16 protein-coding genes are annotated in these 21,202 nt (G+C 39.2%); 14 read left to right on the forward strand and 2 right to left on the reverse strand.

What is annotated here, in order from left to right; all coding sequences use genetic code 11:
• The first annotated feature begins 38 nt into the window (after positions 1-38).
• From KYI10_04165 to KYI10_04210, 10 genes are all read left to right on the forward strand, one after another.
• Positions 39-1,349, forward strand: a complete 1,311-nt coding sequence (locus tag KYI10_04165; protein QYA33634.1) for a solute carrier family 23 protein — start codon at positions 39-41, stop codon at positions 1,347-1,349.
• Between the two features lie 11 nt (positions 1,350-1,360).
• Complete coding sequence (locus KYI10_04170) at positions 1,361-2,242, forward strand: aspartate carbamoyltransferase catalytic subunit (GenBank protein QYA33635.1); 882 nt, start codon at positions 1,361-1,363, stop codon at positions 2,240-2,242.
• A gap of 11 nt (positions 2,243-2,253) precedes the next feature.
• Positions 2,254-3,537 carry a dihydroorotase gene (locus KYI10_04175; protein ID QYA33636.1) on the forward strand — a complete coding sequence of 428 codons (1,284 nt, stop codon included), beginning with the start codon at positions 2,254-2,256 and terminating at the stop codon, positions 3,535-3,537.
• Positions 3,530-4,624 (forward strand): glutamine-hydrolyzing carbamoyl-phosphate synthase small subunit, encoded by a 1,095-nt coding sequence (gene carA / locus KYI10_04180; protein QYA33637.1) that lies wholly within the window; start codon positions 3,530-3,532, stop codon positions 4,622-4,624. Before KYI10_04175 ends, carA begins: the two co-directional genes overlap by 8 nt.
• Positions 4,617-7,790, forward strand: a complete 3,174-nt coding sequence (gene carB, locus KYI10_04185; GenBank protein QYA33638.1) for a carbamoyl-phosphate synthase large subunit — start codon at positions 4,617-4,619, stop codon at positions 7,788-7,790. Before carA ends, carB begins: the two co-directional genes overlap by 8 nt.
• A gap of 11 nt (positions 7,791-7,801) precedes the next feature.
• A complete protein-coding gene (locus tag KYI10_04190) occupies positions 7,802-8,560 on the forward strand; it encodes a dihydroorotate dehydrogenase electron transfer subunit (protein ID QYA33639.1) in 759 nt (252 codons plus the stop codon).
• On the forward strand, positions 8,557-9,474 hold the full coding sequence (locus tag KYI10_04195; protein QYA33640.1) for a dihydroorotate dehydrogenase: 918 nt from the start codon (positions 8,557-8,559) through the stop codon (positions 9,472-9,474). The genes KYI10_04190 and KYI10_04195 overlap by 4 nt, the downstream gene beginning before the upstream one ends.
• Positions 9,471-10,169: an orotidine-5'-phosphate decarboxylase gene (gene pyrF / locus KYI10_04200; protein ID QYA33641.1), complete on the forward strand. Its 699-nt coding sequence runs from the start codon at positions 9,471-9,473 to the stop codon at positions 10,167-10,169. Before KYI10_04195 ends, pyrF begins: the two co-directional genes overlap by 4 nt.
• Positions 10,159-10,770 (forward strand): orotate phosphoribosyltransferase, encoded by a 612-nt coding sequence (gene pyrE / locus KYI10_04205; protein QYA33642.1) that lies wholly within the window; start codon positions 10,159-10,161, stop codon positions 10,768-10,770. Before pyrF ends, pyrE begins: the two co-directional genes overlap by 11 nt.
• Positions 10,771-10,833: 63 nt before the next feature.
• Positions 10,834-11,553 (forward strand): hypothetical protein, encoded by a 720-nt coding sequence (locus KYI10_04210; protein QYA33643.1) that lies wholly within the window; start codon positions 10,834-10,836, stop codon positions 11,551-11,553.
• Positions 11,554-11,609: 56 nt separating this feature from the next.
• Here KYI10_04210 and KYI10_04215 read toward each other — a convergent pair whose 3' ends face one another.
• Positions 11,610-13,265 carry a phospho-sugar mutase gene (locus KYI10_04215; GenBank protein ID QYA33644.1) on the reverse strand — a complete coding sequence of 552 codons (1,656 nt, stop codon included), beginning with the start codon at positions 13,263-13,265 and terminating at the stop codon, positions 11,610-11,612.
• A 70-nt stretch (positions 13,266-13,335) separates the two neighbouring features.
• Positions 13,336-15,375 (reverse strand): type I pullulanase, encoded by a 2,040-nt coding sequence (gene pulA / locus KYI10_04220; protein ID QYA33645.1) that lies wholly within the window; start codon positions 15,373-15,375, stop codon positions 13,336-13,338.
• A 198-nt stretch (positions 15,376-15,573) separates the two neighbouring features.
• On the opposite strand from pulA, the gene glgB reads away from it, so the two are divergent.
• Genes glgB through KYI10_04240 form a run of 4 tightly spaced genes read left to right on the forward strand, consistent with a single transcriptional unit; the run spans position 15,574 to position 21,199 of the window.
• Positions 15,574-17,493 (forward strand): 1,4-alpha-glucan branching protein GlgB, encoded by a 1,920-nt coding sequence (gene glgB, locus KYI10_04225; protein QYA33646.1) that lies wholly within the window; start codon positions 15,574-15,576, stop codon positions 17,491-17,493.
• Positions 17,494-17,529: 36 nt separating this feature from the next.
• Positions 17,530-18,678: a glucose-1-phosphate adenylyltransferase gene (locus KYI10_04230; GenBank protein QYA33647.1), complete on the forward strand. Its 1,149-nt coding sequence runs from the start codon at positions 17,530-17,532 to the stop codon at positions 18,676-18,678.
• On the forward strand, positions 18,678-19,781 hold the full coding sequence (gene glgD, locus KYI10_04235; protein QYA33648.1) for a glucose-1-phosphate adenylyltransferase subunit GlgD: 1,104 nt from the start codon (positions 18,678-18,680) through the stop codon (positions 19,779-19,781). Before KYI10_04230 ends, glgD begins: the two co-directional genes overlap by 1 nt.
• A 17-nt stretch (positions 19,782-19,798) precedes the next feature.
• On the forward strand, positions 19,799-21,199 hold the full coding sequence (locus tag KYI10_04240) for a glycogen synthase (protein QYA33649.1): 1,401 nt from the start codon (positions 19,799-19,801) through the stop codon (positions 21,197-21,199).
• The last annotated feature ends 3 nt before the right edge of the window (positions 21,200-21,202 follow it).

Raw genomic sequence — 21,202 nt, forward strand, 5'->3', positions numbered from 1 at the left:
TACGCAAAGAGACTTTTTTTATTATATGGAGGGATATTATGACAAACGAAGAAATTTATGAACGAACAGTTGAACCAATATTAGATGTGCATGAGAAACCGAAAGCAAGTGAGTGGTTACTCTTAAGTTCTCAGCACTTATTTGCAATGTTTGGTGCAACTGTACTTGTACCTTTTCTGACGGGGCTACCTGTATCAGCAGCGCTTATTGCTTCAGGATTAGGGACTTTGCTCTATATATTGATTACTAAAGGAAAGATTCCTGCATATCTTGGCTCAAGCTTTGCATTTATCACACCGATTATTGTGGGATTAAAAACACATAGTCTAGGTGAAATGTTGATGGCGCTTTTTATGAGTGGTCTGATGTATGTGATTATCGGAATAGTCATCAAGTTCGTAGGTGTGAACTGGCTGCTTAAATTACTGCCACCTGTTGTTGTCGGGCCTGTTATTATGGTCATCGGACTTGGACTAGCCCCTGTAGCTGTAAACATGGCGATGTATACAAATAGTGGGACGATGGAAGGGTATAGCATTAAATACTTATTTATTGCATTCGCAACACTCGTTACAGTGATTATCTTCTCGGTGCTCGTTCGAGGCTTCCTGTCAATCATTCCAGTACTCATTGGCATAATTGTCGGATATATCACAGCATTAGGTCTTGGGGTCGTAGATTTAAGTGGCATTCAAAAAGCAAAATGGTTCCAGCTTCCGGACGTACATGTTCCGTTCGTAAGCTATACACCGAGTATTGACTGGATGCTTGTCCTTATTATGCTGCCGATCGTCTTCGTAACAGTGAGTGAACACATCGGTCACCAGGTTGTGATCAATAAGATCGTCGGACATAACTTCTTCAAAGATCCGGGATTACATCGCAGCTTAATTGGAGACGGTGTCTCAACGATGCTCGCTTCAATTATCGGTGGACCACCGAGCACGACATATGGTGAGAACATCGGGGTGCTTGCGATTACACGTATCTATAGTATATGGGTCATCGGAGGGGCCGCAGCACTTGCCGTGATTCTTGGATTTGTAGGTAAGTTTACAGCCCTCGTATCAAGTATTCCGACACCAGTTATGGGTGGTGTCTCAATATTATTATTCGGGATTATCGCTTCAAGTGGCTTAAGAATGCTCGTCGAATCCAAAGTGGATTTTGGGGATAAGCGTAACTTAGTGATTGCTTCAGTCATATTAGTGCTGGGTATCGGTAAAGCACATCTTGACTTTAGTGTCGGTCAAATCAACTTGAACATCGAAGGCATGGCGCTCGCAGCACTGGCTGGAATATTACTCAATGCGATATTACCTGAATCAAAAGTACATGAAGACTATTAAGGGGTGGAATAATGAAACATCTGCATTCGATTACTGAACTTTCAAATGATGAAATTATGCACACGATTGAACGTGCAATAATGATTAAAAATGGTGAAATAAAACGCTATGAAAATATTTATACGGCAAATCTCTTCTTTGAAAATTCAACACGTACAAAATGCTCATTCGAGATGGCAGAGAGAAAGCTCGGCCTGCAAGTCATACCGTTTGAAACGAGTACTTCAAGTGTAACGAAAGGTGAAAGTCTGTATGATACTTGTAAGACGCTTGAGCGTATTGGGTGCGATGTGCTGGTAATCAGACATCCTGAGAATAATTATTACGAGCAGTTAAAGCGCCTTAACATACCGGTAGTCAACGGAGGAGATGGCAGCGGTCAGCATCCGACACAGTGTCTACTGGATTTGATGACCATCTATGAAGAATATGGAAAGTTTGAAGGATTGAAGATAATCATCTGTGGAGATATCTTAAATTCACGTGTCGCAAGAAGTAATTATCATGCGCTTTCTAGTCTAGGTGCACAAGTTAAATTTGTTGCACCTGAAATTTGGCAGGATCATTCATTGGATGCTGAATATGTCAGGATTGATGATGCGATTGAAGAGGTTGATGTCTGTATGCTGCTACGTGTGCAGCATGAACGTCATGACGAAGATGCTTCAAACTTTTCTCAAGTCAACTATAACAGGATGTATGGGTTAACAAGAGAAAGGTACGATAGATTGAAGGAGGACGCTATTATATTACATCCGGCCCCAGTGAATCGGGGTGTCGAGATTGATAGTGAACTTGTTGAAGCGCCGAAGTCACGTATCTTTAAGCAGATGGAAAACGGTGTCTACACACGTATGAGTATTTTAAGTCAAGTCATTGAAAATAATCGATAGGAGTGTTGAATATGTCAACTTTATTAAGAGGCGGAAAAGTATTAGTTAATGATGAACTTGTTTCAAAGGATATTCGAATAGAAGACGGGAAAATAGTAGAGATGGGTGAAAAGTTAAACGTCTATAATTCAAAAATTATTGACCTTGACGGTAAGTTTGTAACGCAGGGCTTTGTTGATGTACATGTTCATCTGCGTGAACCTGGTGGTGAACATAAGGAGACGATTGAAACAGGCACACGTGCAGCAGCACGCGGTGGATTTACAACAGTCTGTCCGATGCCGAATACACGACCAGTTCCTGATAGTGTGGAACGTATTGAAGCATTGAATCAATCGATTAAACAGCATGCGAAAGTGCGTGTGTTACCGTATGCATCTATCACCGAAAGACAACTTGGAAAAGACTTAGTGGATTTTAAGGCGCTAAAAGAACACGGTGCATTTGCTTTTACAGATGATGGTGTCGGTGTACAAACAGCATCTATCATGTATGAAGCGATGCAGCAGGCTGCACAACTTAATATGGCAATTGTTGCCCATTGTGAAGATAATTCACTCATTTACGGTGGTGCAATGCATGAAGGGAAAGTATCAAAAGCCCTTAATATTCCTGGTATTCCTTCAATTTGTGAAGCTGTACAGATTGCTCGAGATGTACTATTAGCTGAAGCAGCGGATTGTCACTATCATGTGTGCCACGTATCGAGTAAAGAAAGTGTGCGTGTCATACGTGACGCAAAGCGTGCAGGCATTAAAGTGACGGCAGAAGTGACGCCCCATCATCTATTACTGAATGAAACTGCAATTACAGAAGATGATGCGATTCTTAAGATGAATCCACCGCTTCGTAGTGAAGAGGACCATCAGGCATTAATAGAGGCATTACTTGACGGCACAATCGACTTTATCGCAACAGATCATGCACCTCATGCTGCAGATGAGAAGGATCAGCCGATGATAAAAGCACCGTTTGGTATCGTTGGCAGTGAAACAGCATTTCCATTGTTATATACAAAATTCGTTAAAAATGAGGATTGGACATTAGGCCAGCTTATTGACTATTTAGCAGTAAAACCAGGTCAAGTGTTTGATTTACCATACGGCAAATCTTTAGAAGTTGGTAGTATTGCAGACATCGCAGTCATTGATCTCGACGAGGAATATGAAATTAAAGCTGAAGACTTCTTATCAAAGTCAAACAACACACCATTTATCGGAGAACGTGTCTACGGCAATGTGAAGCTAACACTTGTCGAAGGACAAATCGCTTATCAGGAGGGGCAACATGCGTAAACAAAGATATCTTGTATTAGAAGATGGCACTACATTTAAAGGATATAGATTTGGAAGTGACAAAGAGGTAGTAGGAGAAATCGTATTTAATACTGCGATGACAGGTTATCAGGAGACATTATCAGATCCGTCATATACAGGACAAATCATTACATTCACTTATCCGTTAATCGGAAACTACGGTATTAACCGTGACGACTTCGAAACGTTAACCCCTTCTCTTAAAGGTATGGTTGTACGTGAAGCATGTGATTTGCCGAGTAACTTCCGCAATATGGCGACACTGGATGAGACATTAAGAAGCTATGATGTTCCGGGGATTGACGGTGTAGATACTAGAAAATTAACACGTATAATCCGTCAGCACGGGGTACTGAAAGCTGCCATCATCAATGATGAAAGTAATATTGATGCGACAATTGAACGTTTGAAAGAAGAAACGCTACCTACAGATGAAGTTGCGCAAGTATCAACAAAAAGTGCATATGTGTCTACAGGTAACGATCTGCGTGTCGTGCTTATCGATTTCGGAAAGAAAGAAAACATTGTCCGTGAACTGAACTCACGTGGCTGTGACGTAACAGTAATGCCATATACGACAACAGCTGAGGAGATTATCAGGCTGAGACCGGACGGTGTAATGCTGTCGAACGGACCAGGGAATCCAGAAGTTGTAACTGAAGGAATCGAAATGATAAAAGGGATTTTAGGAAAAGTTCCATTCTTCGGTATATGTCTAGGACATCAGCTGTTCGCACTCGCAAGTGGTGCAACGACATTCAAGATGAAGTTTGGACATCGTGGTGCTAACCATCCAGTGAAAAACTTAGCGACAGGTAAGATTGAAATCACATCTCAAAATCATGGTTACGCGGTGGATCCGGAATCGATTAAAAACACGGGCCTTGAAATTACACATACAGCTTTAAACGATGGAACAGTAGAAGGGCTGAAGCATAAGTCATTACCTGCATTCTCGGTGCAGTATCACCCAGAAGCGTCACCAGGTCCTCATGATCCAAACTATTTATTTGATCAGTTTATCGACTTAATGAAAGAAAATAAGGAGCGTGTCACAAATGCCTAAACGTAATGATATCAAAACAATTCTCGTAATCGGTTCAGGGCCAATTATTATTGGACAAGCTGCAGAGTTTGACTATGCAGGTACTCAAGCATGTCTGGCATTAAAAGAAGAAGGATATAAAGTAATATTGGTGAACTCAAACCCTGCAACGATAATGACGGATACTGAAATTGCAGATAAGGTTTATATCGAACCCTTAACGTTAGACTTTGTCTCACGTATTATTCGTAAAGAGCAGCCAGATGCATTACTGCCGACACTTGGTGGACAGACAGGATTAAACATGGCGGTTCAGCTGCATGAAGCAGGAATTCTGGAAGAAAATAATGTTACGCTGCTTGGAACGAAATTATCTTCAATAGAACAAGCGGAAGACAGAGATTTATTCCGTAACTTAATGAATGAACTGAATGAACCTGTCCCTGAAAGTGATATCGTTAATACGGTTCAACAGGCGATTGATTTTGCGACAAGTATCGGTTATCCGGTAATCGTTCGTCCAGCATTCACGATGGGGGGAACAGGAGGCGGTATCTGTCACGATGAAAAAGAACTCGTTGAAATCGTGACAAATGGTCTGAAATATTCACCTGTGACACAATGTTTGATTGAGAAATCCATTGCAGGTTATAAAGAGATTGAATACGAAGTGATGCGTGACTCAAACGATAATGCCATCGTAGTATGTAATATGGAGAATATTGATCCAGTTGGAATTCATACAGGAGACTCGATCGTTGTCGCACCGAGTCAGACGTTAACAGACAAAGAATATCATATGTTACGTGACGTATCGTTGAAGATTATCCGTGCATTAGGGATAGAGGGTGGATGTAACGTACAGTTAGCACTGGATCCCCATTCATTCAATTACTACATTATAGAAGTAAACCCACGTGTATCACGTTCGTCAGCACTTGCATCTAAAGCTACAGGTTACCCGATTGCGAAACTTGCCGCGAAGATTGCTGTAGGGCTAACGCTTGATGAGATGATGAACCCAGTAACAGGTACAAGCTATGCTGCATTTGAACCAGCACTTGATTACGTTGTATCTAAGATTCCGCGTTTCCCATTCGATAAATTTGAAAAAGGTGAACGTGTGCTAGGTACGCAGATGAAAGCGACTGGTGAAGTTATGGCGATCGGACGAACATATGAAGAGTCATTGCTTAAAGCAATTCGTTCGTTAGAGTATGGTGTACATCACCTTGGATTACCAAACGGTGAAGACTTTGAACTTGATTTCATTAAACAGCGAATCGGTGAACAAGATGATGAGCGTCTCTTCTTCATCGGTGAAGCAATCCGTCGAGGTGTGACTTTAGAAGAGATTCATGAGATGACACAAATTGATTATTTCTTCTTAAATAAGTTCCAGCATATCATTGATATCGAGCATGACTTAAAGGACAATGTCGGTGATATCGATCACTTAATCTGGGCTAAGAAATACGGATTCAGTGATAAAGTGATTGCCCATCGCTGGAATATGACAGAAAAAGAAATCTATGATATCCGTCATGCAAACAATATTCTGCCTGTTTACAAAATGGTGGACACATGTGCATCTGAATTTGAATCGAATACGCCTTACTTCTATGGAACGTATGAAACGGAAAATGAATCTATTCGTTCTGATAAGAAGAAAGTTGTCGTGCTTGGATCTGGACCAATCCGTATCGGTCAAGGGGTAGAGTTTGACTATGCAACAGTGCATGCTGTATGGGCGATTCGTGAAGCGGGTTATGAAGCAATTATCATTAATAATAATCCTGAGACTGTTTCAACAGATTTCTCTATTTCAGATAAACTATACTTTGAACCTTTAACGGAAGAAGATGTGATGAACATCATTAACCTGGAGCAGCCAGAAGGCGTTGTAGTTCAGTTTGGTGGACAGACAGCAATTAACTTAGCTGAAAAACTTACGAAATATGGTGTGAAAGTATTAGGGACATCTTTAGAAAATTTAGATCGTGCCGAAGACCGTAAAGAATTTGAAGCGTTAATGCAGAGAATTGAAATTCCGCAGCCTCTGGGTAAAACTGCAACTTCTGTTGAAGAAGCAGTAGCAAATGCAGACTTTATCGGCTATCCTGTTCTTGTGCGTCCTTCATATGTACTCGGTGGACGTGCGATGGAAATTGTTTATAACGAAGAAGAACTGATCAATTATATGACGCAAGCTGTTAAAGCGAGTCCTGAGCATCCTGTATTAATCGATAGATATTTAACAGGTAAAGAAATTGAAGTTGATGCGATTTGTGATGGTGAAACGGTCGTAATTCCAGGCATTATGGAACATATCGAACGTGCAGGGGTTCACTCAGGTGACTCGATTGCGGTATATCCACCGCAAACATTAACTGAAAAGCAAATTGCGACGCTGGAAGACTATACGAAACGTTTAGCACATGGTTTAGAGATTAAAGGATTACTGAACATTCAATATGTTATTAGTAATGATGAAGTATTCGTGCTTGAAGTAAACCCACGCGCGAGCCGTACAGTACCATTCTTAAGTAAGATTACTGACGTACCGATGGCAAACTTAGCGATGAAAGCAATTTTAGGTGAATCGTTAATTTCTAAAGGTTACAAAGACGGACTTGTTCCTTACAAAGAAGGTGTTTATGTCAAAGCGCCGGTATTCAGCTTCTCTAAACTTAAAAATGTTGACATTACACTCGGACCTGAGATGAAATCTACAGGTGAAGTGATGGGTAAAGATATTACGTTAGAAAAAGCACTATATAAAGGGCTGGTTGCAAGTGGACTTCAAGTTAAGGATCACGGCACTGTGCTTATTACAGTTGCTGATAAAGATAAAGCAGAAGCACTAGGGCTTGCAAAACGTTTCCATGAAGTAGGGTACCGCATTATGGCAACGAGTGGTACAGCGAAGTTGCTTAAAGAAAATGATATTCCGGTTGTTGAAGTGAGTAAGATTGGTAGCGAATTTAACTTACTTGATGTTATTCGTGACGGACATGTCCAGATCGTCATCAATACAATGACGAAAGGGAAGCAAATTGAACGTGATGGCTTCCAGATTCGTCGTGATTCAGTTGATAACGGTGTACCATGTCTAACATCTCTTGATACAGCACGAGCATTACTTGAAGTCATTGAAAGCATGACATTTAATATGAATCAAATGTAGGGGGTCTATTGATGCAGGAAGAGATGCGAGTCGTTAAACAAACAAGTATCGCAAGAAATATATACGAAATCGTTTTACAAGGTGACATTACGAAAAACATGACAAAGCCGGGACAATTTGTGCATATGCGTGTTGGCAACAGTTCAGAGTTTATGCTGAGACGTCCAATTTCTATCTGCTCAGTAGATCAACAGGCACAGACTTTAACGTGTTTATATCGTGCTGAAGGAAAAGGTACAACGCAGTTATCACAACTGAAATCAGGTGATAGCGTAAATATATTAGCACCACTAGGGAATGGTTTTCCAGTAGAAGCTGCACAGAAAACAGCATTACTCATCGGTGGAGGTATCGGTGTACCACCATTATATGAATTATCTAAGCAACTCAATGCACGTGGCATTAAAACAATCCACGTGCTCGGCTTTCAGTCGGCTGAAGATATGTTTTATATTAAACAGTTTGAAGCGCTTGGTACGACGCATGTTGCGACAGTTGATGGGACATATGGTACGAAAGGTTTTGTAACAGATGTTATAAATGCGATACCGGTCGACTATGATACGTTCTATACATGTGGTCCAATCGTCATGATTAAGGCGATACAGGAGACGTTACCACATACGCCAGGTTTTGTTTCATTGGAAGAGCGTATGGGATGCGGTATCGGGGCATGTTATGCATGTGTATGTGAAGCGGATAATGAAGATGGCTACGTGAAGATTTGTACGGACGGCCCAGTATTTGAGAAAGGGGCACTTGCACTATGAGATTAAATATTGAACTACCAGGATTGAACTTAAAAAACCCGGTCATGCCTGCGAGTGGATGCTTTGCTTTCGGTAAAGAGTATGCACAGTTTATGGACTTAAATGAACTCGGTGCAATAATGATTAAAGCTGCGACACCAGAACGCAGATTCGGTAATCCGACGCCGCGTGTTGCAGAAACATCAAGTGGTATGATCAATGCGATAGGATTGCAGAATCCAGGTGTCGACCATATTATTCAGCATGAACTGAAGTGGCTGGAACAATTTGAAACACCCATCATCGCAAATGTTGCAGGTTCTAAAGTTGAAGATTACGTTGAAGTTGCAGAGAAGATTTCAAAGGCTCCGAATGTGTGTGCACTTGAACTTAATATTTCATGTCCGAACGTTAAGGAGGGCGGTATACAGTTCGGGACTGATCCTGACACTGCGAAGGAATTAACGCGTAAAGTTAAAGCAGTATCAAGTGTTCCAATATACGTCAAGCTTTCTCCAAATGTTACAAACATTGTAGAGATGGCGAGTGCAGTTGCTGAATATGCCGATGGTATTACGATGATTAACACATTAGTAGGGTTAAGGATCAATGAAAGAACGGGTGTTCCGATTATTTCTAACGTAATCGGAGGATTAAGTGGCCCTGCTGTTAAACCAGTTGCGATGCGTATGGTTTATGAAGTGCGTCGCGCATTGCCGAATATTCCGATTATCGCTATGGGTGGCATTACAGAAGCACAGGACGTTATCGACTATATTTCAGTTGGTGCAGATGCCGTCGCTGTTGGTACAGCAAACTTCCAGAATCCGACAGTTTGTAAAGATATCATTGATGCATTGCCAGGTCTTTTAGATAAATTGGGTGCTAATCATATTCATGAATTAAAAGGACGTACACAGGAGGCAGTGAAATGACAAAACCCATTATAGCTTTAGACTTTAAAGATATGGAAGCCGTAAGAATATTTTTAAAGCCGTTCAATGAATCATTATTTGTTAAAGTAGGGATGGAACTTTATTTACAGAATGGCCCGGATATCATAAAAGAAATTCGTAATCAAGGTCATGAGATCTTTCTGGACTTAAAGTTGCATGATATTCCGAATACAGTTGGTCAGGCAATGAAAGGATTAGGAAATCTAGATATTCAGATGGTGAATGTACATGCTGCTGGCGGCTCCATCATGATGCAGCGTGCCTTAGAAGGGTTACGTGATAGCGGTAGCAATGCATCTCTGATTGCAGTGACACAGCTGACAAGTACTTCCGAACTCATGATGCAGCAGGAGCAGAACATTCAGTCTTCCATTAATGACAGTATTTTAAACTATGCAACGTTAGCACAGAAGTCTGGACTTGATGGTGTCGTATGTTCGGCAAATGAAAGTGCAATGATTAGAGAGGTACTTGGTGATGCATTTCTGAAAGTAACGCCGGGTATTCGTACACCTGAAGATGCAAAAGGCGATCAAGTACGCATTGCAACGCCTGAATTTGCGAAATTGAATGGTGCAACACATATCGTTGTCGGGCGTTCAATTACACAAGATACAAATCCAGTCGCAAAATATCATCAAATAAAGAAAGCGTGGGAAACAGATGTTAAATAAAGAAATCGCAAAAGCATTGCTAGAAATTGAAGCAGTATCATTACAACCGAATGATATGTTTACCTGGTCCTCAGGAATTAAAAGTCCGATATACTGTGATAATCGATTAACAATGAGTTATCCTGCGGTACGAGATCAGATTGCTGAAGGTTTAAAGTCTTTGATTGAAACACATTTCAGTGATGTAGAGGTATTAGCAGGAACAGCGACTGCAGGTATTCCACATGCAGCATTTACTGCACAGAAGATGAACTTACCGATGAGTTACGTGCGCTCATCCAGTAAAAAACATGGTAAAGGGAATCAGATTGAAGGCCGTGTATTAGAAGGGCAGAAGGTTGTTGTCGTAGAAGATTTAATTTCTACTGGGGGATCAGCGATTGAAGCAGCGGATGCATTAACAGCGCATGGTGCGGATGTATTAGGCATCGTTGCAATATTTACATACGGATTAAGCAAAGGGAAAGAAAGATTAGCACAAGCAGGATATCCATACTATACGCTTTCTGATTTCGATAGTCTCGTTGAGGTTGCAAGTGAGACAGGGAAGATTGAACAAAGTGATATTGAAGGATTAATTAACTGGCGTGATAACTTATAAGCAAAAAGAAACTGTTTAATGTATACTATCATTAAACAGTTTTTATTTTTTTGAGGTGAGAGAATGGGCAAATGGGACCACATTAATAAGTTTATTAAAGAAGATGACGATAGAAAGAACGTTGTCAACGATTCATTGGACCAGCAACATGTAAAGACCAGCAAAAGAAAACAGGTAATCGCACAAGTAAAGCAACCGATTAAAGAATTTGATTACCATATCGATTCTTTCTTGAACTATGCTTACCGCTCATTTGTCATGCCGAATAAAATAATAGATAACAGCAAAAGTAGTAAATATTTTTATTTTGCGGTTAGTAACTACTGTATCTTCTTGTGTATGCTCTATCTGCTTGGTGCATTTCACCTACGTACGTTTAATAATCTGGAAGGCATTAATTATGTAGTCAGTGGGGGTACATTTGCTTTAATCGCTATTCTAATGACGTATTTAATTCAGATGCTTGCTTTAAATCGGAGTAATAACTTCTATAAAGTATTTGTAGATACGATCAGCTACTATACGCTGTACAATTTCTTTATGCTTATCGAGCTGCTTTGTGTGTATCTACGCCCAGAATTCGTCATGATCATCTATACGATAAGATTTTTAATTATTATGACAGTGCCGATCAAACTCTTCTTTACATATAAAGAGATGAACAAGATAGAGATTGATGTCTTCCCGTTGCATATTCTATATATCATCATTATGGTGAGCTATATTTATATTACTAGAGACATGCCATGGCTGAACTTCTTTAAGTTTGTTCCTTCTGTGTAAATAAAGTACTAAATAAGCACTTGAAGCCTCTGAGGTTTCAAGTGCTTATTTAGTAATTAATTGAAGAAAGCCTGGTTCATTTCTTCTGCAAGTGATGCGATATCATCTGTAATCATTGATATGTATAGCTTGATTTTCGGCTCAGTACCTGATGGACGTAGTGCAATCCATCCATTCTCAAAATGAAACTTTAGCACATCAGCTTTCGGGAGCTCAATCTTTGTTTCAGAACCATCAGCATAAGAAGTCTGTGCAAGATAATCATCAACACGGATAACTTTTTGACCTGCTATTTCAGAAGGGAATTGGGCACGGCTTTCACTCATTATCTTTTCGATATGTGCTTTGCCTTCTTGGCCTTCAAAGGTGTGGGAGAATAATTTCTCCTGATAATGACCATATTTAGAATAAATGTCATTCATCTGGTCTACAATTGTACGCTGTTCATTCTTGAGCTCACTTGCCAGTTTGATAATGAGCGGGACGATTTGAACAGCATCTTTATCACGTACAAATGGACCGGCCATATAACCGTAGCTTTCCTCATAGCCAAATATATAGTTATACGCTAAAGAAGATTCAAATTGAGCAATCTTCTCTGCTATAAATTTAAAACCTGTTAAGACGTCAAACATTTTTACATTGTTTGCTTCAGCAATCTTGCGGCCAAGGTCACTCGTTACTATGGATTTTACTGCAGCACGATTTTCAGTCGTTTTAGTAGACTGAATACGATAGTGGAGGAGTAAAGCGCCTATTTGATTCCCATTGAAATAATGAAATTTGCCATCTACATATGCAACTATTCCCATACGATCCGCATCCGGATCTGTCGCAATCAGTAGATCTGCATTTGAGGCTTTCGCGTAATTGACAGCCAAATCAAATGCGTCATGATCTTCTGGATTCGCAGATTTTACAGATGTAAAATCGCCATCTGGAATCGCCTGTTCCTTAACCACTTCATATTGCGTAAAGTTAAGTGCATCTAATAGTTCAGGTATGATCGGTACACTTGTACCATGCAAACTTGTAAAAACGACTTTAAGATCAGATGCCGGGATATCTTCGACGAGTGAAATAACTTCCGATTTATAGGCGTTGATTATGCTATCATCTAAATATTCAATCCTGCTGTGTGCTAGCAGTTCAGCTTTACTTGTAGAGTTAAGTGCAAATACATCATCAATATCATCGATAAAAGCACTTACCTTTTGTGAAGCTTCAAGCGCTAGCTGTCCGCCATCTGGACCATAGATCTTAATCCCGTTATATTCAGGTGGATTGTGGCTTGCAGTTATCATTACGCCTGCATCGGTCTTTAGGTGACGCACAGCAAAAGACAATTCAGGTGTCGTATGATATCTGTCGAAGATATATGTCTTAACATTATGGTGACCTAATACTTCAGCAATTGCATCACAGAATTCCGGCGAGAAATGTCTCGTATCGTATGCGATGACCACGCTCGGTTCTGCTTTAAGTTCAATGAGATACTGTGCAAGGCCTGTTGCTACTTTCTGCACCGTGTATTTATTCAGACGGTTCGGTCCAAGTCCAATCTTACCTCGAATACCAGCTGTACCAAAAGATAAATTGCCTACATAACCCTCTTGCTTATCCTGTTCAGATAACTTTTCATAAGCTTCAATACTGATTAAACTATCATCGATATGTGCTTCCCATGTACTTTGATTTGTCAAATGTTCCATCTCCTTATATAGATTAACTTCATTAAATCATGAATTGTATACGCCGACCACTGATATGCTGATAATTTATTTAAAAATTCTTTTTTAGTAGCAGACATTGGTACGGATTTAATGTCACTTGTGACTGGACGAGCTTCTGTTGAGTGCTTTCATTCGTCAGTACTACTTCATATTGACCCATTCTTGGTAAGGGTACGTCATAATTGATCGCTGTAGGATTAAAAAGAAGTATAAACTCATATCTTCTATCGAAAAGCAATACCCCGAATAAAGGCTGGTCAATGTTAAGTTGTATGATACGTTTTGACTTATTTTCAAGCGTCTGAACCTTAAATATTTCATAAGTACGTCTTATTTGTATGGCTTGTTTGATGACATCAAGTTCTTTGTCATATTTGATTCTTCTGTTCCAGTCGATTCTATTGATGAAATCACTCAAGTTGTATGTGTTACCATGCCCATATTTTGTCCTAAAAAACTCTTGTCCAGCATGGATGAAAGGAGTCCCTAGTGACAGAATGGTGAAGATTGTAATCATCTGATGAATCTTATGCTGCAACTGTATATCGGTCTGAGTCGTATAGTTGATGCGGTCAAATAATGTATGGTTATCATGTACTTCTGCATAGTTAATCGACTGCTTGGCTGGGATACCTGTCTGTCCTGTGAAGAGTGTGAACATTCTTTCATAGTATCGCCCTTTTCCGTTGAAATAGCCTCGATCCTTAAGGTCGAAATTGTTCCCTTTTAATGTGTCCCTAAAGAAATCGTTAAAAAAATGAACGTCAGGGACTTGATCGATATTCTCATGAATCGTCTTTATAGCATCCGGCATTGCACTATATAGATTCCAGCCTTCACCTAGGATAAAGCCATATTTATTCTTACTTTGGATCAATCTTTCGATATGCTGCATCGTCTCAATATCAATAACACCCATCAAATCAAAACGGAAGCCGTCGATCTTAAAGGTATCAATATAATATTCTAATGTATCCAATATATATTTACGCATCATGACGCGTTCTGTCTTAACATCGTTTCCAACCCCAGTGCCATTGCTTAATGTACCATCTTTATGATAGCGAAAATAATATCCTGGCACGAGCTGTTCAAATGGAGAAGTCTCCATCTTATATACATGATTAAAGACGACATCTAAAATCACACCCATATCTGCTTCGTGATATTTCTGTACTACCATCTTTAATTCTTCGATTCGTTTCACAGGATGCACCGCGTCTGTAGAATAACTGCCATCAATCGTCTGATAGAATTCCGGATCATATCCCCAGTTGTAATTGGACGTGAAATCAATATCATCAACGCGAGCGAAATCGTTTACGGGTAATAATTCAATATGACTGGTGCCTAATGATTTTATATAATCAAAGCCAGTAGTATGCCCCGTATGGGTTGAGGTTCCTTCTTCGATTAACCCTAATAATTTGCCTTTATGCTGTATACCGCTATTCGGATGCATCGAGAAGTCTCTTGTGTGGACTTCATAAATAATGACATCATTACGTTCTATTTCTGGAAATTGAGAAGGAAAGTCTTGCACTTGATTCATATCGATGACCACGCTTTTCGTACTATTGACAGTTAATCCTTTAGCGTAGGGATCGTTCACTCGTATTTTCTTGTTGTTGATCATGACTTCGTACTGATAGGAAATACCATGGAGATTATTATCAACGACAACGGTATATGTACCGTTGTTCTTACGAGTCATTTCATACGTATGGTCATCTGTTACGACGATTATAGACTGCGCAACTGGTGACCATACAGAGAATGTCGTCTTATCATCTTTAATCGTTGCACCGAGGGTTTCATCCAGTGCACTAAATGCTGATTCAAAATTTGAGGTTCTCGTGATATCTCCTATGAATAATGGAATTTCTTGCCCGTCATATAATATATGATATGTTTGAGACAGATGTATAGGATGTGACATCTTCAATTTATAATAGTAGTTATTTTCAAGTTTAAATTGTTTCATCAATTCTAGTTTGAAGATACCATCATTATCGATTTGAAAATGTCCATTTAATTTTACATTTGATTGAATGGTTATGAGATTAAAATCATCTATATAAGCTTGCAATGGTAAAACCTCCTACTCGTTTAATATTATAACGTGTAACATGGAAAATATAAAAGTAAAAATATTTTGAATATAGGAAATTTTATTCATTTAAAGGGTATAATATAGAGATGAAAATATAATTAAATAATGTTTAATTAACATATCGTTCACATTTTTCAATTATACTGAAAATAAGCAATATGACGGAGGGATGAAATGGTAACTGAATTAGATCGATTTTTATTTCATCAAGGGACGCATTATGCATCCCAGCAGTTTATGGGCGCTCATTTCAACAAAGAGAAAGGTGAGACAACATTTACCGTATGGGCACCACATGCGCGCAAGGTAAGTGTTGCATTAGATGCGAATCAATGGACGGGTACTGGATACGAACTTGAGAAAGTACCGGATAGTGGATTGTTTACAGGTACATTTAATGTATGTATTGGTTCAATCTATAAATATTTAATCGAAACTAAACAAGGTCAACAAATATTCAAGGCGGATCCTTATGCATTCTATGCTGAGAAACGACCTGCAACAGCATCGGTTGTCACGGATATCTCCTATCAATGGTCAGATGAAGCATGGCAGAGTAATAAGACTTCTCCTTATGATCAACCAATCAATATTTATGAAGTTCATCTTGGAACGTGGAAAAAACATAATGTTGAGCGCTACGAAGGAGAATCCATCGATGCGTTTACAGATCGTTCATATTATACATATAGAGAAATGGCGGAGTCCTTAATCCCGTATGTGAAGAAGATGGGCTATACTCATATTGAATTGATGCCAATTACTGAACATCCTTTCGATTTGTCCTGGGGTTATCAAGTAACGGGTTATTTTGCACCTACAAGCCGATTTGGTACACCACAGGATTTCAAATATTTTATCGATCAATGTCATCAGCACCAAATTGGAGTGATACTGGACTGGGTACCGGCTCATTTTTGTAAGGATGCGCACGGTCTCAGGATGTTTGATGGGACTCCGTTATTTGAACATCCCGATATGTATCGTGCAGAAAAACGTGGCTGGGGGACGTTGACCTTTGATTTTGGACGAACAGAAGTACAGAGTTTCCTCGTGTCAAATGCACTATTTTGGTTGAGTGAATATCATATCGATGGTTTGCGTGTGGATGCTGTACATTCAATGACGGATCTTAATTTTGAGAATCATAAAGCACATGAGAGAATTTTTAATGAGGATGGGACAACGATTCATAAAGAAGCGGTTGCGTTTTTACGGAAGCTGAACACCGAAGTTTTCAAACATTACCCGTATACATTAATGATTGCAGAGGACTCATCAGATATGAAGAATGTTACAGCGCCAGTTGCTTCTGGCGGACTTGGGTTTAACTTTAAATGGGATCTTGGATTTATGCACGACACGCTTGATTATATGGAACTCGATCCTATTATGAGGCAGCATCACCACAATTATTTGAACTTTCCGCTTGTCTATCGCTACGACGAAAACTTTATCCTACCTTTCTCACATGATGAAGTGGTCCACGGTAAACTTAGTATGCTGGATAAAATGCCGGGAGATCAATGGCAGAAGTTCGCGCAGTATCGCTTATTATATGGCTATCAGATGACCCAGCCGGGTAAGAAGCTTAACTTTATGGGTAGCGAGATTGGAATGTATGCTGAGTGGAAAGATAAAGAACAGCTGGACTGGTTCTTGCTGGACTATCCCATTCATCAAGGACTGCAGGATTTTGTTCAGGATATGAATAAGCTGTATTTAAAAGAAAGACCACTATTTGAATTAGATTACAAAACAGAAGGCTTCAAATGGATAGATGCAGACAATAATACACAGAATATTGCGAGTTACATGCGTACAGATCGTAAGGGTAACACTTTGATTATAGTGCTTAATTTCTCGAAGGAAGTTTATTATGACTTTACCGTGGCAGTAGATCAGCCTGGTAAGTATAAAGAATATTTTAATTCAGATAAAAAAATATACGGTGGCTCTAATCAAGTAGTCAGTAACTATCTTTTTTCAGAAACTATCGAGGTAACCGGTTTCAAACATGCGATAAAAGGGAAAATACCACCGTTCGGATTTGTAATCTATAAAAAAGTTAAAGAACGAAAAAGAACATCATAGATATTACAAAAAAATATGAATGAGGTAGGGGATATCATGTCAAATGAAGTTGTTGGAATGTTACTTGCAGGTGGAAAGGGAACGAGATTAGGTCAGCTGACAAAAAATATTGCAAAGCCAGCAGTGCCCTTTGGAGGAAAGTATCGCATCATTGACTTTACATTAAGTAATTTATCGAACTCAAATATATCGACAGTAGGAGTGCTTGTTCAGTACGCACCACTAATGCTGAACCGACATATTGGATTAGGAAAACCGTGGTCGCTTGATAAGCAGGATGGTGGCGTTACTGTGCTTGCTCCATTTGCTGATCAGGAAGGCGCTTCGTGGTTTGAAGGTACTGCCGATGCAATTACAAAGAACATCCATTTTATCGATCAGTATGACCCGGAATATTTACTGATTCTTTCAGGAGATCATATTTATCAGATGGATTATCAGCAGATGCTCGATTTCCATAAAGAAAAGCAGGCCGATGCGACGATTTCTGTAATTGAAGTGCCGATTGAAGAAGCAAGTCGCTTTGGAATACTAAATACTGAAGAGGATCTTAAGATTTATGAATTCGACGAAAAACCAGAACATCCAAAGAATAATCTTGCGTCGATGGGAATCTATATCTTTAGCTGGAAAGTTTTACGTGAGTATTTAATCGCAGATGAACAAGATACGCAATCTGAACATGACTTTGGTAACGACATCATCCCCAAAATGCTGGATGCTAACAAACTTCTTTATGCGTATCGATTCGAAGGATACTGGAAGGACGTAGGTACGATACAGTCCTATTGGGAAGCGAATATGGATTTACTAGAAGAAGATTTAAAAGAGCTGTTAAACAGCAAGTCATGGCCAACGTATTCTCATGAAGAAAACTTGCCGCCACAATATGTAGGTACTCAAGCAAATATCGATGATTCACTCGTCTGTCCAGGGTCATTTATCTTTGGTCATGTCGATCATTCAGTGCTGTTCAGCGAAGTTATGGTAGGCGAAGGTGCTATCGTTCAGGATGCAATCATCCATCCAAAAACTGTAATCGGTAAAGAATGTACAATCAGAAAAGCAATTATCATGGATAACCTTATCATTCCAGATGGTGTTACGATTGACGGAACAAATGAGCAGGAACCGATTGTTGTTGGTCCTAAAAATATTCATAAATTTACAGGAGGTCATGCATAATGCGTTCGCTTATGGGATTAATCAATTTATCAAATGAACAGGATTATTTAGAAGAACTCACGTATTTTCGAAATGGTGCGAGCGTTCCATTTGCAGGGAGATATCGTCTGATAGATTTCAGCCTTTCTAATATAGTAAGTTCGGGTACTGATCAAGTTGCAATCTTTGTCAACCAGAAGTACCGTTCTTTAATGGACCATCTTGGAAATGGTGATGATTTTGGGCTTGATGACCGAAAATCAAAATTATTTGTGCTCCCTCCGGATTGGCACGATCCATCGGATATTTCTAAAGGAGATTTAAGGCATTTTCATAACAACCGTGATTTCTTTATTAGAAGTAATGCAACGGATGTGATTATTTCTGGATCACAGCTGATTGCAAACACGGACTTTAAGGACGCATTTAAATTTCATATAGAAAATGATGCAGATATCACATTGATTTCAGAGAATGTGGATAAGCTTGAAGAAATGCATCAACCATTATTACGTGTAAATAATGAAGGTTCGAAAGTGACATATCTTAACCATGATAGTGCCAATGCCCACGTATTTACTGGAACATATATTATAAAGAAGGATAAATTATTTGAAATCATGGATTACTGCATTCAGAATTATAAAGATAATTTCTTCTTCCATGGTATATTCGAAAGAATAGATGATCTGGATGTCACATATTATGATATTCAGGAAGTGACAATGTATATCAACTCACTTAAGACATTCTATAAGAATAACTTGAGCATTTTAGAGCCTGAACGTTACAAAGCAATATTTATGAAGGAAAATAGAATTAAAACAAAGATTTCTAATCAACCTCCGACAAAATATATTGGCGATTGTACCGTTCTAAATTCGATTGTTGCCAATGGGTGTGAAATTGCAGGACATGTTGAAAACAGTATTCTTTACCGCGGCGTATGTGTTGAACCAGGTGTAACGATAAAAAATTCGATTATTATGACCAATTGCCATATAAAAGCTGGTGCTTTGATTGAAAATGTTATATTAGACAAAGACGTCATTGTGAATGAGCATCAGAAATTAATCGGGTCACAAGATAAGCCGTTTGTTGTTGCGAAAAGACAAACAATTTAAAGAAAGTTGGAAAAGTGATGAAAAAGATATTATTTGTAGCTTCAGAATGTACACCTTTCTTTAAGTCTGGAGGACTCGCTGATGTAATCGGCAGTCTTCCTCAATATTTAAATCAAACAGGTGACTGTGAAGTACGTGTGATTTTACCACTTTATCAAGACTTGAAATCTGAATATAAGGAACAGCTTAAAGAAGAAATGATTTTTCAGACACATGTAGGCTGGCGTTTTCAATATACACGCATTCTATCATTAAAATGGAATGGTATTATATATTATTTTGTTGATAATATGCAGTATTTCAGTCGTGATACACTGTACGGTTATGATGATGATGGAGAACGTTTTGTCTTCTTTTCAAATGCTGTAATAGAATTTATCTATAGAGGAGATTATAAACCGGACGTACTTCATGGACATGACTGGCAAGCGGGGGCGGCAGTTGCCTTTTGTAATATAAAGCAACCTGTTGCTGGAATGCGTACTGTATTCACAATCCACAATATCAAATATCAAGGAATGCTGATGTACGATGCGTTTGACAACCTTTTTAACCTCGAGCGCGTTCATTTCGCGGGTTTCGAGTGGAGAGGCATGCTGAATCTTATGAAAGCAGGTATCTTCCATGCTGATAAGATTACAACAGTATCTCCGAGCTATGCTGAAGAAATTAAGTCACCATACTACGGCGAAGGGCTTGAAGACTTATTGAATATGCGTGCACGTGATTTAACAGGTATTGTCAATGGGATAAATGTTAAAGACTATAACGCGCTTACTGATAAGAACATCGCCGTCAATTTCAAAAGTTCGATACTTAAGAAACGAGAGAATAAGACGATACTTCAGGAAACGTTCGATCTTCCGAATTCTGCTCATATACCGATGTACGCAATAATCACGAGGATGGTAGAACAAAAGGGTCTGCATCTTGTGATGCGTATTATGGAAGAATTTATCCAGAATGAGGTACAGCTCTTTATCATGGGAAATGGCGAAGTAGAGTTTGAAAACTACTTTAATTATCTTCAGGAGAAGTATCCAGATAAAGTACGCTTCTATAGAGGGTTTGATGAGCAGGTTTCAAGACAAATCTATGCGGCAAGCGATTTCTTTATCATGCCGTCACTTTTTGAACCCTGTGGTCTGAGTCAACTGATTGCGCTGCAATATCGCTCAATTCCAATAGTTCGTGAAACAGGGGGGCTGAAGGATACCGTCATTCCATTCAATGAAGTGTCGATGGAAGGTACTGGGTTATCCTTTGCCAACTATAATGCACATGAATTATTAGATAGGCTTTATGCATCATTATTAATCTATCATGATGAAAATAAATATAAAGCTCTGATTAAGAACATCACAAAAGTGAATCATAGCTGGGATGCTTCAGCAAGACAATACTTAGACATCTATTAAGGA

Origin of the sequence: Macrococcus sp. 19Msa1099 (assembly GCA_019357535.2) — a bacterium.
Classification (GTDB): domain Bacteria; phylum Bacillota; class Bacilli; order Staphylococcales; family Staphylococcaceae; genus Macrococcoides; species Macrococcoides psychrotolerans.